Raw genomic sequence first — 16333 nt, forward strand, 5'->3', positions numbered from 1 at the left:
GGTGCGGAGGTCGCGCTTTTCGGGCCTGCCTCTCGGGCGGCAGCATAGGACAAGCGCCACCGCGCCGCCATGGGAAATGACATGACCGGCGGGGCCTTCGCGCCGGGCGCGCTGGTCTCGGTGCTGACGCCGCTGCCGATCGACCGCGCCTATGATTACCGCGCGCCGCCCGAGACGGCGCTCGGCCTCGGCGATTTCGTCGAGGTCGAGGTCGGGTCGAATCGGGTGATCGGCGTGGTCTGGGCGGCGGGGGCGGGGGACGCCGACGCGGCGAAGCTGAAAACGATCCGCCGCCGCCTGGACCTGCCGGCGATGCCGGCGCCGATGCGGGCCTTCCTCACGCGGGCGGCGGAGTACACGCTGACGCCGCTCGGCGCGATGCTGCGGCTGGCGACGCGCGCCCCCGAACTCGGCGAGCCGCCGCGCCCGCGCGCCGTCTATCGGCGCGGCGCGGCGGAGGTCCGGGAGACCCCGGCGCGCCGGCGGGTGTTCGACGCGCTGGCGCGCGCTGCGCAGGCGCCGACGGCGGCGGAGCTGTCCGCTCTCGCCGGCGTCTCCTCCGGGGTGGTGAAGGGGCTGGCCGAAGCCGGGGCGCTGATCGCGGAGAGCCGCCCCGGCGGCCGCCCGTTTCCGCCGCTCGATCCGGACGCCGCGACCGTCGATCTTTCCGAGGATCAGGCGTCGGCGGCGGCGCGGCTCCGGAGCGCGGTGGCCGGGCGGACGTTTGAAGCGATATTGCTGCAGGGCGTCACCGGCTCCGGCAAGACCGAGGTCTATCTTGAAGCCATCGCGGAATGTCTGGCGGCGGGGCGGCAGGCGCTGATCCTGCTGCCGGAGATCGCGCTCACCGCCGCCTTCGTCGAGCGGGTGGAGCGCCGCTTCGGCGCCCGTCCGGCGGAATGGCATTCGGGCGTCGCGGGCGGGGAGCGCCGGCGCGTCTGGACCGGGGCCGCGAGCGGGGCGGCGAAGCTGGTGGTCGGCGCGCGCTCCGCGCTTTTCCTGCCGTTCGCCGATCTCGGTCTGATCGTGGTGGATGAGGAGCATGACGGCTCCTACAAGCAGGAGGAAGGCGCGCTCTATCATGCGCGGGACATGGCGGTTCTTCGCGCGTCGCTGGAGGGGGCGGCGATCGCGCTGGCCTCCGCCACCCCGTCGCTGGAGACCTGGGTGAACGCGAAGTCCGGGAAATACGCGCGGGTCGAGCTGCCGGTGCGGTTCGGCGCGGCGGAGCTCCCGAATGTGCGCCTCCTCGATCTTCGCGCCGACGGGCCGCCGCCCGGGCGCTGGATCGCGCCGGCGCTCGCGCGGGCGGCGGCGGCGCGGATCAAGGCGGGGGAGCAGGCGCTCTTCTTCCTCAACCGGCGCGGTTACGCGCCGCTGACGGTCTGTCGCGGCTGCGGGCACTTCTTCGAATGTCCGCATTGCGACGCGCGGCTGGTGGAGCACCGGTTCCGGCGGCGGCTGATCTGCCATCAATGCGGCCACGCGGAGCCGACCCCCACGCTCTGCCCGGCCTGCGGAAAGGGCGATCGTCTCGCCGCCGCCGGGCCCGGGGTCGAGCGGCTGGCTGAAGAGGCGGCGGCGCTCTTTCCCGACGCGCGCGTCGCGGTGCTCTCCTCGGATATCTCCGCCGGGGAGGTCAACGCGGAGATCGCCCGCATCGCCGAGGGCGGCGCGGACCTCATCATCGGCACGCAGATCGTCGCCAAGGGCCATAACTTTCCGCTTCTGACGCTCGTCGGCGTGATCGACGCCGATCTCGGCCTGCAAGGCGGCGACATGAGAGCGGCGGAGCGGACCTTTCAGCTGATCCGTCAGGTGGCCGGGCGGGCCGGGCGGGCGGAGCGGCCCGGCGTGGCCGTGGTGCAGACCTCGGCGCCGGATCATGCGGTGATGCGGGCGCTGGTCTCCGATGACGCGGAGACGTTTCTCGACGAGCTCGCGGAGGAGCGGCGCCGGGCGGGGGCGCCGCCATTCGGACGGATGGCGGGAATCATCCTGTCCGGCCGGAGCGAGGCCCAGGTCTGGGCGGCGGCGGAGGCGCTGGCGCGGGCGGATGAGCCGTTGCGGCGGATTGGCGCGGATCTGTTCGGCCCCGCCGCGGCGCCGATCGGCCGGATTCGCGGCCGGATCCGCGTCCGGCTGTTGGTGAAGGCGCCGAAGGGGGCGCCGCTTCAGGCGGCGCTTCGGCTCTGGCGGAGCGGCGTGCGGACGCCGGCCGCGGTTCGGGTCTCCATCGATATCGACCCGCAGAGCTTCCTGTGAGCGCGAGGGAATCGCGATTCGATTCTCTCATGCGCGGGCGTGAATGCGCCGCAGGCCCCGCGGCGCGGCGCGTCTCCCCCCGCGAACGCCCGAATATGGGCGCTTTCGTCGCCATATTGCTTCGCGTGCGAGCCATTGCAAACCGCGCGAGGCCCATGGTAGGCAACGCGCGGCTTCGGGAGCCTCGGCGCCCGGGATGAAATCGCCACGCCATTTGTCGGAATCTTCTGGCGCGCGGGCGACCACGACGAGGGAAACGAATGAGCGACAGGTCAGGCTCGACCGCAGGAATCGCCGGGCGCTACGCGGCCGCGATTTTTGAGTTGGCGGAGGAGAGCGATGCTCTCGACGCCGTCGAGGGGCAACTCGCCGCGCTGAAGGCGGCGATCGATGAGAGCGACGAACTCGCCGCGCTGATCAAGAGCCCGATCGTCAGCCGTGAGGAGCAGGGCGCGGCGATGGCCGCGATCTGCAAGGCGATGGAGATCGGCGCGCCGGTCTCGTCTCTCGTCGGCCTGATGGCGGCGAAGCGGCGGCTTTTCGCGCTGCCGCGGGTGATCGAGATCTTCTCCGCGCTCCTGGCGGAGAAACGCGGCGTCGTTTCCGCCGAGGTGGTCACAGCTGCGCCGCTGAGCGCCGCGCAGCGCGAATCGCTCGAAGCCGTGATCAAGAAATTCGCGGGCGCGGACATCGCGCTCGACGTCACCGTGGACGATGGCCTGATCGGCGGCCTCGTCGTCAGGGTGGGCTCGAAAATGATCGACACGTCGATCCGCTCGAAGCTCGCCTCCCTCGAAACCGCAATGAAAGAGGTCGGATGATGAGCATCCAGGCTGCTGAGATCTCTGCGATCCTGAAAGAGCAGATCAAGAATTTCGGACAGGACGCGGAAGTGGCCGAGATCGGCCGGGTGCTGTCGGTCGGAGACGGCATCGCGCGCGTTTACGGCCTCGACAATTGTCAGGCCGGTGAAATGGTCGAGTTTCCCGGCGGCATCCGCGGGATGGCGCTGAACCTCGAGACCGACAATGTCGGCGTCGTGATCTTCGGCGACGACCGGAACATCAAGGAAGGCGACACCGTCAAGCGGACCGGCGACATCGTCGACGTGCCGGTCGGCGACGAACTGCTCGGCCGCGTGGTCGACGGTCTCGGCAACCCGATCGACGGCAAGGGGCCGCTGGGAACGACGCAGCGGAGCCGCGCCGAGGTCAAGGCCCCGGGCATCATCCCGCGGAAGTCGGTGCATGAGCCGATGGCGACCGGGCTGAAAGCCGTCGACGCGCTGATCCCGATCGGCCGCGGCCAGCGCGAGCTGATCATCGGCGACCGCCAGACCGGCAAGACCGCGCTCGCGCTCGACGCGATGCTGAACCAGAAATCGGTGAACGAAGCCGCGGGCGACGACGAGTCGAAAAAGCTCTACTGCGTCTATGTCGCGATCGGGCAAAAGCGCTCGACCGTCGCGCAGCTGGTGAAGAAGCTGGAGGAGACGGGGGCGCTGGCGTACTCCATCATCGTCGCCGCCACCGCGTCGGACCCGGCGCCGCTCCAGTATCTCGCGCCGTATTCGGCCTGCGCCATGGCGGAGCATTTCCGCGACAATGGCCGGCACGCGCTCATCGTCTATGACGATCTCTCCAAGCAGGCGGTCGCCTACCGGCAGATGTCGCTGCTTCTGCGGCGTCCGCCGGGGCGTGAGGCCTATCCGGGCGACGTGTTCTATCTCCATTCCCGCCTGCTCGAGCGCGCGGCGAAGATGAACGATGAGCATGGCGGCGGCTCGATCACGGCTCTGCCGATCATCGAGACCCAGGGCGGCGACGTTTCGGCGTTCATCCCGACCAACGTGATCTCGATCACCGACGGCCAGATCTTCCTTGAGACCGAGCTGTTCTATCAGGGCGTCCGCCCGGCGGTTAACGTCGGTCTTTCGGTCTCCCGCGTCGGCTCTTCGGCGCAGACCAAGGCGATGAAGTCCGTCGCCGGCTCGATCAAGCTGGAGCTGGCGCAGTACCGCGAGATGGCGGCCTTCGCGCAGTTCGGCTCGGACCTCGACGCGGCGACGCAGCGGCTCCTGAATCGCGGCGCGCGGCTGGTGGAGTTGCTGAAGCAGCCCCAGTATTCGCCGCTGACCAACGCGGAGCAGGTGTGCGTCATCTACGCCGGCACGAAGGGCTATATCGACGAGATCCGGGTGGATCAGGTCGTCCCGTTCGAGCGTGGGCTGCTGGCGCATCTGCGGTCCGAACATGTCGACCTGCTCAACGAGATTCGCGACCATGATCAGAAGATCGCGGGCGAGATCGAAGAGAAGATCAAAGCCGCCATCGACGAATTCGCGAAGTCTTTCGCCTGAGCCAATTCGAAGGGGGATAACGCCCGATGGCGAACCTCAAGGTCCTGAAGAACCGGATCGCGTCCGTTACGTCGACCCGGAAAATCACCAAGGCGATGCAGATGGTCGCCGCCGCCAAACTGCGCCGCGCGCAGGATGCGGCGGAGGCCGCGCGGCCCTACGCCGAGCGTATGGACGCCGTTCTCGGCGATCTGGCGCGCGCGGCGAAGGGTGCGGCGAACGCGCCGAAGCTGATGGCGGGAACCGGGTCCGATCAGGTGCATCTCCTGATCGTGGCGACCGCGGAGCGCGGCCTTTGCGGTGGTTTCAACTCCTCGATCGTGCGTCTGGCGCGGCACAAGGCGGATGAGCTGATCGCGGCCGGCAAGACGGTCAAGATCCTGACCATCGGCAAGAAGGGCCGCGAGCAGCTGAGGCGGAATCATGGCCAGCATTTCATCGGCCATGTCGATATGACCGAAGTGAAGCGGGTCGGCTTCGCCGATGCGCGCGGCGTGGCGGCGGATGTGCTGAAGCGGTTCGCCGCCGGCGAGTTCGACGTCGCGACCATCTTCTTCAACCGGTTCCAGTCGGTCATCAGCCAGATCCCGACCGAGCAGCAGTTGATCCCGGCTGTGTTCGATGACGATGGCGAACCGGCGAGGGCCTATGAATACGAGCCCGACGAGGAGGAGATCCTCGCTGAGCTTCTCCCGCGCAATATCAGCATCCAGATCTTCCGCGCGTTGCTGGAGAACGGGGCCTCCGAACAGGGCGCGCGGATGTCCGCGATGGACAACGCGACCCGCAACGCGGGCGAGATGATCGAAAAGCTGACGATCCAGTATAACCGTTCCCGTCAGGCGGCGATCACCAACGAACTTATCGAAATCATTTCGGGCGCCGAGGCGCTCTGACCCGGTCGGAGAGAGACACAATGAGCAAAACCGGCAAGATCACACAGGTCATCGGCGCCGTTGTCGACGTGCAGTTCGATGGCGACCTGCCCGCCATTCTTAACGCGCTGGAAACCGAAAACGGCGGCCGCCGGCTGGTCTTGGAAGTGGCGCAGCATCTTGGCGAGAACACAGTCCGCACCATCGCGATGGACGCGACCGAAGGGCTCGTCCGCGGCGCCGAGGTCAGCGACACGGGCGCGCCGATCACGGTGCCGGTCGGCGACGCCACGCTCGGGCGGATCCTGAACGTCGTCGGCGAGCCGGTGGACGAAGGCGGCCCGGTCGAGGCGACGGAGCATCGCGCGATTCACCAGCAGGCCCCCGCCTATGTCGATCAGTCGACGGAATCCGAAGTGCTGGCCACCGGCATCAAGGTCGTCGATCTTCTCGCGCCCTACGCCAAGGGCGGCAAGATCGGGCTCTTCGGCGGCGCGGGCGTCGGCAAGACCGTGCTGATCATGGAGCTGATCAACAACATCGCCAAGGTGCACGCGGGCTACTCCGTGTTCGCCGGCGTCGGCGAGCGGACCCGCGAGGGCAACGACCTCTATCACGAGATGATCGAGTCCGGCGTCATCGTGCCGGATAACCTGACCGACTCGAAAGTGGCGCTGGTCTACGGCCAGATGAACGAGCCGCCGGGCGCCCGCGCCCGCGTCGCGCTGACCGGCCTGACGCTGGCCGAGCAGTTCCGCGACCAGTCGGGCACGGACGTTCTCTTCTTCGTCGACAACATCTTCCGCTTCACCCAGGCGGGCTCCGAGGTGTCGGCGCTTCTCGGCCGCATCCCCTCTGCGGTGGGCTATCAGCCGACGCTGGCCACCGACATGGGCGCGCTGCAGGAGCGGATCACCTCCACCAACAAGGGCTCGATCACGTCGGTGCAGGCGATCTACGTGCCGGCGGACGACCTCACCGACCCTGCGCCGGCGACGTCCTTCGCCCACCTCGACGCCACCACCGTGCTGTCGCGCGCGATCTCCGAGCTGGGCATCTATCCGGCGGTCGATCCGCTCGACTCGACCTCGCGCCTGCTCGACCCTGCGGTGATCGGCGAGGAGCACTACGCGGTCGCGCGGAACGTTCAGGAAATCCTTCAGCGCTACAAGGCGTTGCAGGATATCATCGCCATTCTCGGCATGGACGAGCTTTCCGAGGAGGACAAGGTGGCCGTCGCCCGGGCCCGCAAACTCCAGCGTTTCCTTTCCCAGCCCTTCGACGTGGCGCAGGTCTTCACCGGCTCGCCGGGGGTTCAGGTGCCGCTGGAGAAGACCATCGACGGCTTCAAGCGGGTCTGCGCCGGCGAGTTCGACCATTTGCCGGAGGCGGCGTTCTACATGGTCGGCGACATCGACGAAGTGATCGCGAAGGCCGAACGCATGGCTGCGGACGCGGCCTGATCGCTGACAGGAGGCTGAGATGGCCGACAAGCTGAATTTCGAGCTGGTCTCGCCTGAGCGTCGTCTGGCGGCGGGCGAGGCGGATATGGTGGTGATCCCCGGCATGGAAGGGGATATCGGCGCGCTGCCCGGCCACGCGCCGTTCCTCACCACGCTTCGGCCCGGCGTCATCGCCGTGACGGGGGGCGACGCGGCCGGCGAGTATTTCGTGACTGGCGGATTCGCGGAGATTTCCGGCGAAGGCGTCGTGATCCTGGCTGAGGAGACTCTGCCGAGGGGCGATGTCGACCGTGAGTTCATCGACGCGCGCATCGCCGCCGCCCGGGCGGAGCTGGAGGAGATCGATACGGACGATCATCACCAGCAGCGCTCGGCCAGCCAGCGGGTCAACGATCTTCTGACGGCTCTCGAACAGATGTTCTGACCGGACCCGGATCCGGTTGCGAACGGCCGCTCCCGCTTGAGGCGAGGGCGGCCGTTCTTCGTTTCATGCGGCGGCGGTTCGCGAGAAAGCGGGCGCGAAGACGGGCCGCGCGCGCCGGAGCCGCCGCAATCCGGCGAAAAGACGTCGCGCCCGTGCGGCGCCTGCGCGCCGTCGTGGCTCATTCTGCCGAGTGAAACCCGCCGCGCCGGAAGAGGAGCCGCAGATGAGAACCCATGCCCGCGCCGTCATCGTCGGAGGGGGCGTCGTCGGCGTCTCCATCGCTTATCATCTGGCGAAGGCCGGTTGGGCCGATATCGTTCTTCTGGAGCGCGACGAGCTGACGGCGGGGTCGACCTGGCACGCGGCGGGCCTTCTGCCGCTGTTCAACATGTCCTACGCGGCCAGCCATATCCACGATTTCAGCGTGAAATTCTACAAGACGCTGGAGGCGGAGACCGGGCTCGATGTCGGCTTCTCGGTCGTCGGCAATCTCCGGATGGCGCAGACCGACGCCCGGATGGACGAATACATGCTCTACGCCGCGATGGCGGAGAGCGTCGGCGTTCCTTTCGAGTGGCTGACGCCGAAGGAGATCGGCGCGCGCTGGCCGCTGGTCCGCACCGATGATCTGAAGGGCGCCATCTATCATCCGACCGACGGCTACATCAATCCGGCCGACGTGACGCAGGCGATGGCGAAAGGCGCGCGGCGGCGCGGCGTGGAGGTGATCCGCCGCGCGCATGTGACCGGGTTCGAGCGGCGCGGCGGCGAGTGGGTCGTGAAAGCGGTCAAGATGCGCGACCAGGGCGGAAACCTCGTCCCGACGGACGAGACGTTCGAGATCGCCTGCGAGCATGTGGTGACCGCGACGGGCAATCACGCGCAGGCGACCGCCGCGATGATCGGATGCTATATCCCGGCGATGCCGGTTGAACATCAGTACATCGTGACCGAGCCCGACCCCGCGCTTGTGGAGTACCGGAAGACGCATGGCGAGCATCCGGTGCTCCGCGACGCCGACGCGAGATGGTACGTGCGCGAGGAGCGCGGCGGCTGGATCCTCGGCCCTTATGAAAAGGGGGCGCCGGCGCGCTTCCAGTTCGGCGCGCCGGAGAGTTTCCGCGCCGATCTCTTTCCCCTCGATCTGGAGCGGATCGAGACCGAATTCATGTCGATGATCCACCGCATCCCGTCATCGGAGACTCTTGGCCTGAAGGACGATTTCAACGGCCCGATCTGCTACACGCCGGACGGCAATCCACTGGTCGGTCCGGCGCCGGGGGTGGAGAACTTCTGGTTCGCGGAGGGCTTCTCTTTCGGGATAACCGCCGCTGGCGGAACCGGCCATTACCTCGCGCAGATGATGACCGAGGGCGAAGCGGAGATCGACATGTGGTCGCTCGATCCGCGCCGCTATGGCGGTTGGGTGAACCGCGGCTACGCCAGAGCGAAGAACGAGGAATGCTACGAGAACGTCTTCATCCTTCATCATCCGGACGAAGAGCGGCCGGCGGCGCGCCCGCTTCGCACCGCGCCCTGCCATGACCGGATGAAGGCGGCGGGAGCGCAGTTCGGCCAGGTGAACGGGTGGGAGCGGCCGAATTATTTCGCCCCCGAGGGGTTCGACGACCATGGGGCGCGGAGTTTCCGCCGGGGCGGATGGTGGAGATACGCCGTGGAGGAGGCGAAAGCGGTGCGTGGCGCGGTCGGCCTTTTTGACGCCACCGCCTTCGCCAAGCATCGGGTCTCCGGCCCGGGAGCGACCGCGTTTCTGGATTGGCTGACCTGCAACAAGCTGCCGCGCGTCGGCCGCATCAGCCTCACCTACGGTCTCACCGGGGCGGGGACGATCCGCACCGAACTCACCATCGTGCGCGAAGGCGTGGACGAGTATTACCTCGTGACCGCCGGCGCGGCGCAGGCTTACGACCATGACTGGCTGGTCAAGGAGGCGGCGGCGAAGCGCGCCGAATTCGGCTGGATCGAGGTGTCGGACGTCACCACGCAATGGGGGGTCTTCGCGCTGGCCGGGCCGCGCTCCCGCGCGGTGCTGGAGGAGATCATCGTGCATGCGGCGCCGACCGAGGCGTTGGGCAACAAGGCGTTTCCCTGGCTCTCGGCCCGGAATATCGATCTCGGCATGGCGCCGGTGAAGGCGATCCGCGTCGCCTATACCGGCGAGCTTGGCTGGGAGCTCCATCACCCGATCGAGATGCAGAATTATCTCTTCGATCTGCTGGTCGCGGCGGGGGCGAAGCACGGGCTGAAGCTTTGCGGCGCGCGCGCGATGAACTGGCTGCGGCAGGAGAAGTCCTATCGCGCCTTCGGCGCCGATCTCGGCCGCGACGCGACCCCGCTGGAGGCGGGGCTGGAGCGGTTCGTCGACATGGGGAAGGAGTTTCACGGCAAGGCCGCGATGGTCGCTCTCGGCGTCCGCGCCAGGTGCGCGACGTTCCTGATCGACGGGCCGGCCGACGCCGACCCCTGGGGCCGCGAGGCGCTGTCGCTCGATGGAGAGACGGTCGGGCGGCTCACCTCCGGCGGATACTCCGTCGCTTTCGGCAAGCAGATCGGCATCGGCTATGTCCGCCCCGATCTCGCCGTTCCCGGAACGCGGCTGAAGCTGCGGATGTTCCGCGATCTCTGGGATGCGGAGGTGGTGGCCGAAAGCCCGTACGACCCGACGAACGCCGCGATCCGGTCGGAAAGATGAAAAAACCCCCGGCGAGGAGGCGCCGGGGGTGCCGTCAGGGAGGTCGCCCCGAAGGGCGAGAGGCAAACAGAACGAGCCAGAGGAGAGTGCGCTCCCCCGACTCGTCAGCGGGTCCGGCCCCCTTTCCGGGCGTCCGCGAAACATGCGGTCGCCTCGGCTCCGGAAACCGCCTGACGCCGGATGATTCCCCAACCCCCCACATTTCGGTCGGGAGAACGATCCAGCGCTGCGCTGTTTACCGCACGACCGTGACACGAGCGTGAGAAACGCACGCTGTCTTATGTGAAATCATGCGAATTTTCCGGAGATCGCCAATTTATCTCCACGCGCGCTCCACCGGATGCCGGCGCCGCGCCGTTTCAAACGCGTCTTTCACGGCGATCACGCGCGGCCGTCCGGCCTTCGAGCCTTGCGGTCTCCGATCCGCTCGAGGCTCGACCAGGCGAGGGCGGAGAGGATCATCGCGCCGCCGATCAGGGTCATGTCGCCCGGATATTCGTCCAGCGCCCACCAGACGATGAGCGGCCCGAAAACGGCCTCGATCAACATGAGCAGGCTGACCTCGACCGCCGGAATCAGGCGCGGCCCCGTGATGATGCACCAGGTCGCGGCTGGCAGAAACACGAGCCCCATCAGGAGAAGCGGCGTGAGCGAGGCGGCGGGGAGGTTGAAATCGGAGACGAAAAACGACGCGAGGACCGCGACCACCAGAAACGACGGCCCCAGCATCGGCGCCATGTCGAGCGGCCGGACGCGCCGGCTGATGACGAAGGATGTCGCGAGGAGGATCGCCGCGCCTAGCGCCGCCAGATCTCCGATCAGCGAATTCGGCCCGCCTTCGCCGCCGGCGCCGAAAGCGATCAGCGCGACGCCGGCGATGGCGATGGCGATGGTGCGGAAGGTTCGCCGGTCCGGCCGCTCGCCGAGCGCCGCCCAGGAGATCAGCGCCGAAAAGACCGGTGAGGTCGAGAGGATGAAAAGCGTGTTGCCGACGCTCGTCTCTCGTACCGCGAAGATGAAGCAGAAATTGGAGCAGACGAAGACCGCGATGAACGCCAGGCCGGGACGGCCGAGCGCACGCAGCCGCGCCGGATAGCGCCGCCCGTGGATAAAGCTCAGGATCAGCGTGATCGTGGCCCCGGTGACGAGCCCGCGCCAGAACATCGTCGGCCATTGGTCGAGCGCCATCAGCCGCAGAAGCAGACTGTCGGGCGCGAAGCAGAACGCGCCGAGCGCGACGAGCGCGAAGCCGCGCCGATACTCCCTGTCGGCCGCGGCGTTGGGGATCAAGGCGCGTCGCCGTAATCGGAAAGCGCGGCGGCGAAGATCGAGGGGTCGACATTGCCGCCGGAGACCGTGCAGATCACCGCGTCGCCCGCGATCTCTTCGCGCCGGAAGAGAACCGCGGCGAGCGCGACCACGCCGCCCGGCTCCGCGACGATCTTCAGGTGCTTCCAGGCCGTGGCCATGGCGCAGCGCACCTCTTCGTCCCCGACCGCGAGCCCCGGGCCGCAGAGGCGGCGCATGATCGGGAAGGTGAGCTCCCCCGGGGAGGGCGTCACGATCGCGTCGCAGATCGAGCTCTGGCCGCCGTCGTTCCGCTCTCGCCGTCCGGTGCGGAGCGAGCGCGCGGTGTCGTCGAATCCCACGGGCTCCGCCGGCCGCGCCCGGAGGCCGGGGGCCGCGCTCTCCAGCGCCAGCGCGACGCCTGATGTGAGCCCGCCGCCGCCGCAGCAGACGAGAACATCCGCGCGCTCGACGCCGGCGGCGGCGGCCTGCTCCGCGATCTCCAGCCCGCAGGTCGCCTGCCCGGCGATGACCAGCGGCTCGTCGAACGGCCTGACCAGGGTGAGGCCGCGCTCAAGCGCCAGCCGTTCGCCAATCGCCTCGCGGTCCTCGGTCTGGCGCTCATAAAGCACGACCTCGGCGCCGTACCCGCGCGTGCCGGCTATTTTGGCCTGGGGCGCGTCGGAGGGCATGATGATGACCGCCGGCGCGCCGTGAAGCTTCGCCGCCAGCGCGACGCCCTGCGCGTGATTTCCGGAGGAATAGGCGATGACGCCCTTTGCGCGCGCCTCGGGGGCGAGCGCGGAGAGCGCGTTCCAGGCGCCCCGGAACTTGAAGCTCCCGGTTCGCTGCAGCGCTTCGGCCTTCACCAGCACGCGCCGCCCGGCGAGGATGTTCAGCGTATCCGATTCCAGCAGCGGCGTGACCCGCGCGGCGCCCTTGAGCCGGGCGGCGGCGGCGTGGATATCGCTTTCGTTCAAAGGGTCAGTCATCGAGAGAATCCAGAAAAGAGTTGATCGCAATCAGCGCGGCGGGCTCGTCCAGCCGGGGAATATGGCCGCGATCGGGGATCACCGCCGCCTGAAGGTCGGGCTTGCGCCGCCGCATCTCCGCCACCGTGGCGGCGCTCAGAAGATCGGAGTTGGCGGCCCGGAGGATGAGCGTCGGGATCGGCCCGAGCGCATCGAAAAGCGGCCAGAGGCCCGGCCCGTCCGGTTTCACCGCCTCCATCTGAGCCAGCGTGGCGTCGCGAAGCCGCGGATCATAGGCGAGCGCGAGCCCGCTTTCGGTTGAGATATAGCTCCGCTCCGCCCAGTCGAACCAGAAAGCGCGTCCCGCGCCGGGGAAGGCGGCGCCGAGCCACGCCTCCAATTCGGCCGCGGCTTCGGCCATCGTCACCGCTCGCGGCTGGACGCCGAGAGCGGCGACGACCTTTCCGATCCCGTCCTTTTCGATCTCGGCGCCGACATCGTTGAGGACGACCCCGGCGAGCCGGCCGGGATGTTTTGCTGCGATCACCGCCGCGAGGACGCCGCCGCGCGAGGAGCCGATGACGACCGCGCGTTCGACTCCGAGATGGTCGAGCAGCGCGACCGCGTCGCCCGCCTCCACCATCCCGTTATAATGGCTGAAATCGGGGTCGTGGTCCGAGGCGCCGCGACCGCGGGAATCGAGCCGGATCAACCGGCGCCGCCCGTTCATGGCGGCGGCGAAATGATCGAAATCGCGCCCCGACCGGGTCAGCCCGGCGAGGCAGAGAAGCGGCGCGCCCGGCCCGCCGGGGTCATCCTGATACGCCAGTGAGAGGCCGTCATTCGTCTTGAAACGCATCGGAGATCCTTCGCGGCGAAGTTGGCGAGGGCGGCCGGGGGATGCAGGCGCGAAAGACCCGAGCCGCGATCATGACGTGAAATCCTTTCTCAGCGCCCGAGCGCGTCCTGCTTCAGGCGAAACGCCACCGGCTGTCCGGCGAGTCGGCTCCGGTAGATCTGTAATCCCTCCAGAACCCGTTGAACATAATTGCGGGTCTCGTTGAAGGGGATCGTCTCCAGCCAGTCGATCCAGTCCACCTCGCCGGTGCGGGGGTCGCCGTTGGCGGCGATCCATTGGTCGACGCGGCTGGCGCCGGCGTTGTAGGCGGCCGCCGCCATCGCGACCGAGCCGCCGAACTGGTCGAGCCGCCGGGCGAGATAGGTCTGGCCTAGGGTCGCGTTATAACGCCAGTCGTCGGTCAGGCGGGCGAGCGAATAGGGTTGGCCAACCCACCCCGCGACCTTCTTCGCCGTGGCCGGCATCACCTGCATCAGACCCCGCGCGCCCGCAGGGCTGACGGCCTCGGGGTTCAACTCGCTCTCCTGCCGGCCGATCGCCATCGCAAGCGCCGGCTCGACGCCGGCGTTGTGCCGGGCGAGATCGGTGACCGGATAATAGATCCCGCGCAGCACATGGCCCTTTCGCGCGGCGATCTTGCCGATGCGGATCGCAGCGTCGGGGCGGCCGAGCGTCATCGCCAGGTCCGCGGCGCCGGCGAGGTCGTCATAGCTTTTCAGCGTGGAGGCGAGATGGGTGAGAAACCAATGCGCCCGGCGCCGGTCCCCGGCCGCGGCCAGCAATTGGGCGGCGCGGACGACGCTGCGCCCGGCGAAGCTCGCGCTCCGCCAATCGCCGTCCGGCCCGGCGGCGAGAGCGGGGTCCGGGCCGACGCCCGCGCGCTCCGCCGCGAGTTGGCCGTAAAAGCTGGTCTGATGCGCGGCGCCCGCCTCGTAGGCGCGCGCGGCCGCCGCCTTGTCGCCCTTCGCCTCGAAAGCGCGGCCGAGCCAGTAATGCCCGCGCCCGAGGCTGATCGGAGTCTCGACCGAGGCGAGGAAGCGATTGAAATGCGCGATCGCCCGATCCGCATCGTTTAGCTTCCTGAGGGCGATCCAGCCCGCCAGCCATTCGAGGTCGGAATAGTCCGAGCCGCTGGTCATGTGGTTCTGGCTGGCGAGGGTGTACGCCTCGCGATACTGGCCTTGCCGATAGAGCCTGCGCGCCAGAAGCGCCCGGCGCGGCCCCCAGACATGAGGCCGGCCCAGGGCTTCGCTCTCGCCGGTCCTCGACAGCAGAAACGAGGCGGCGTTGTCATAGAGGCTCTTGCGCATCCGCCATTGGAACCGCTCCCAGGCGAGGCCGGGATCGTCGCTGAGATTGGCGGGGACGGCGCTGATCAGGCCGTCGACGCCTTTTCCCATGGCGCGGAGCTCCGCGCGCGCCTCGATAAGCGCCGCCCAGCCGGGGGAGACGAGGGGCTTCATCGCCCGCGCCTCGCCGCCAAGGCCGCGCCAGAGCAGCTCATCCGCGCGCGCCGCGTGATGCGGGCGGATGAGCCCCGAATGCGCCGAGCGAAAGAGCGCCATCTCCTCCGGGGTGAGAGAGAGGGTGCGCCAGGCCTGGATCACCTCCTCGTCCGCCTCCGCGTTCCGGCCGACGGCGGCCAGCGCGGCGGCGCGGCGCAGCGCGCCGGTTCCGGTGCGGGCCCCGCGCTCCCCGAGGAACCCGTCGATCTCGGCGAGGGGCGCGCCGACGGGAATCAACGCTTCTCCCTTCGCGCGAATCCGCGCCATGTTCGGCCAGTCGCCATTTTGCGCGACAAAGTCGCGATAGGCCCGCCAGTCCCCCTCCCCGGCGGAGAGCATGCGCCATTGAACGAGGGTGAGCGCGGCGGGATCGCCCACGGCCGCGGCGTAGGCGCGCGCCTCGCCCCAGTTCTGCTGATCGGCGGCGGCCATGGCGGCGGAAATCTGCGCCCCCGCATTTGATTGCGCGGCGACCGGGGAGGCGGAAATGGCGAAAATGGCGAACAGGGCGGTGATAAAGGCGCGGCGCGGCATGGGCGGCTCCGTTACGAGTGCGGGTCGTCGACGCGACCTTATCACTCCGCCCGCGCCGCGCCAGCCACCATCGGCCGGAGGGCCGCCCCCGGCCGGGTCTCGCGCCGAGTCATTCTTGCGGCGGCGCCGCGTCGAGGGTAGGGTCCGCGCGCCGTGGCGGAGCGATGGGCGCGCCGCCGGTTGTCTGAGGTCAGATCCATGTTCAGAGGTTCGCTCCCCGCGCTGGTCACGCCCTTCCGTGATGGGGCGGTGGATGAGAAAACCCTGGTCGATCTCGTCGAGTGGCATATCGCGGAAGGCTCGCATGGGCTGGTTCCCTGCGGCACCACCGGCGAGAGCCCGACGCTCAGTCACGAAGAGCATGAGCATGTGGTCGCGCTGGTCGTGAAGGCGGCGGCGAAGCGTGTGCCGGTGATCGCCGGCGCGGGCTCCAACAGCACCGCCGAAGCGATCCGCCTCGTCCAGTTCGCGAAGAAGGCCGGCGCCGACGGCGCGCTGGTCGTCACCCCGTATTACAACAAGCCGACCCAGCGCGGGCTCATCGCGCATTTCAAGGCGCTGAACGAGTGCGCCGACATCCCGATCATCATCTACAACATTCCCTCCCGTTCGGTCATCGACATGACCCCGGCGACGATGGGCGAACTCGCGAAACTGCCGAATATCGCCGGCGTCAAGGATGCGACGGGCGATGTCTCGCGCGTCTCGCAGCAATTGGCGACGTGCGGCGCCGACTTCATCCAGCTCACCGGCGAGGACGCGTCCGCGCTCGGCCACGCCGCGCATGGCGGGCGGGGCTGCATCTCGGTCACGGCGAATGTCGCGCCGCGGCTCTGCGCGGAGTTCCAGACCGCGCTGATGGCCGGCGACTTCGCCCGCGCCCGCGACTACCAGCGCCGGCTGATGCCGCTCCATCAGGCGATCTTCATGGAGCCGGGCGTGGTCGGCGCGAAATGCGGCCTCTCGTTGCTCGGCAAGTGCGACGAGGAGGTGCGCTCGCCGATCACCGGCTGCCTGCCTGAAACGAAGGCCGCGATTCGCGATGCGATGGCCTACGCTGGCCTGATCGACGGTTGAG

12 protein-coding genes are annotated in these 16333 nt (G+C 68.6%); 8 read left to right on the forward strand and 4 right to left on the reverse strand.

All coding sequences use genetic code 11. The features are described from left to right. Nucleotides 1-81: 81 nt before the first annotated feature. The 7 genes from WG921_RS06510 to WG921_RS06540 all read left to right on the forward strand — a co-directional run bounded on the left by WG921_RS06510 (nt 82) and on the right by WG921_RS06540 (nt 10099). Nucleotides 82-2265, forward strand: coding sequence for a primosomal protein N' (locus WG921_RS06510; protein ID WP_340108392.1), 2184 nt, complete (start codon nt 82-84; stop codon nt 2263-2265). 260 nt (nt 2266-2525) lie between these two features. Continuing rightward, a complete protein-coding gene (locus WG921_RS06515; RefSeq protein ID WP_340108393.1) occupies nt 2526-3086 on the forward strand; it encodes a F0F1 ATP synthase subunit delta in 561 nt (186 codons plus the stop codon). Further along, nucleotides 3086-4624, forward strand: coding sequence for a F0F1 ATP synthase subunit alpha (gene atpA / locus WG921_RS06520; protein ID WP_340108394.1), 1539 nt, complete (start codon nt 3086-3088; stop codon nt 4622-4624). Before WG921_RS06515 ends, atpA begins: the two co-directional genes overlap by 1 nt. A gap of 26 nt (nt 4625-4650) precedes the next feature. Continuing rightward, the gene (locus WG921_RS06525; protein WP_340108395.1) at nt 4651-5520 is read left to right on the forward strand and encodes a F0F1 ATP synthase subunit gamma; all 870 of its coding nucleotides are present in this window, start codon (nt 4651-4653) and stop codon (nt 5518-5520) included. A gap of 20 nt (nt 5521-5540) precedes the next feature. Next, the gene (gene atpD, locus WG921_RS06530; RefSeq protein ID WP_340108396.1) at nt 5541-6962 is read left to right on the forward strand and encodes a F0F1 ATP synthase subunit beta; all 1422 of its coding nucleotides are present in this window, start codon (nt 5541-5543) and stop codon (nt 6960-6962) included. Between the two features lie 19 nt (nt 6963-6981). After that, on the forward strand, nt 6982-7386 hold the full coding sequence (atpC, locus tag WG921_RS06535) for an ATP synthase F1 subunit epsilon (RefSeq protein WP_340108397.1): 405 nt from the start codon (nt 6982-6984) through the stop codon (nt 7384-7386). 223 nt (nt 7387-7609) lie between these two features. Continuing rightward, the gene (locus WG921_RS06540; RefSeq protein ID WP_340108398.1) at nt 7610-10099 is read left to right on the forward strand and encodes a GcvT family protein; all 2490 of its coding nucleotides are present in this window, start codon (nt 7610-7612) and stop codon (nt 10097-10099) included. Nucleotides 10100-10480: 381 nt separating this feature from the next. Here WG921_RS06540 and WG921_RS06545 read toward each other — a convergent pair whose 3' ends face one another. The 4 genes from WG921_RS06545 to WG921_RS06560 all read right to left on the reverse strand — a co-directional run bounded on the left by WG921_RS06545 (nt 10481) and on the right by WG921_RS06560 (nt 15255). Beyond that, nucleotides 10481-11389, reverse strand: a complete 909-nt coding sequence (locus tag WG921_RS06545) for a DMT family transporter (RefSeq protein WP_340108399.1) — start codon at nt 11387-11389, stop codon at nt 10481-10483. Beyond that, entirely contained in the window at nt 11386-12378 is a 993-nt protein-coding gene (locus tag WG921_RS06550) for a threonine ammonia-lyase (protein ID WP_340108400.1), read from the reverse strand. The genes WG921_RS06545 and WG921_RS06550 overlap by 4 nt, the downstream gene beginning before the upstream one ends. Beyond that, nucleotides 12371-13216, reverse strand: coding sequence for an alpha/beta fold hydrolase (locus tag WG921_RS06555; RefSeq protein ID WP_340108401.1), 846 nt, complete (start codon nt 13214-13216; stop codon nt 12371-12373). The genes WG921_RS06550 and WG921_RS06555 overlap by 8 nt, the downstream gene beginning before the upstream one ends. Nucleotides 13217-13305: 89 nt before the next feature. Next, nucleotides 13306-15255: a lytic transglycosylase domain-containing protein gene (locus WG921_RS06560; RefSeq protein ID WP_340108402.1), complete on the reverse strand. Its 1950-nt coding sequence runs from the start codon at nt 15253-15255 to the stop codon at nt 13306-13308. Nucleotides 15256-15453: 198 nt separating this feature from the next. Here WG921_RS06560 and dapA point away from each other — a divergent pair, with 198 nt between their 5' ends. Further along, on the forward strand, nt 15454-16332 hold the full coding sequence (gene dapA, locus WG921_RS06565; protein ID WP_340108403.1) for a 4-hydroxy-tetrahydrodipicolinate synthase: 879 nt from the start codon (nt 15454-15456) through the stop codon (nt 16330-16332). Nucleotide 16333: the final 1 nt, after the last annotated feature.

The organism is Paludibacillus litoralis, from assembly GCF_037646705.1.
Lineage (GTDB): Bacteria > Pseudomonadota > Alphaproteobacteria > Rhodobacterales > Rhodobacteraceae > Pikeienuella > Pikeienuella litoralis.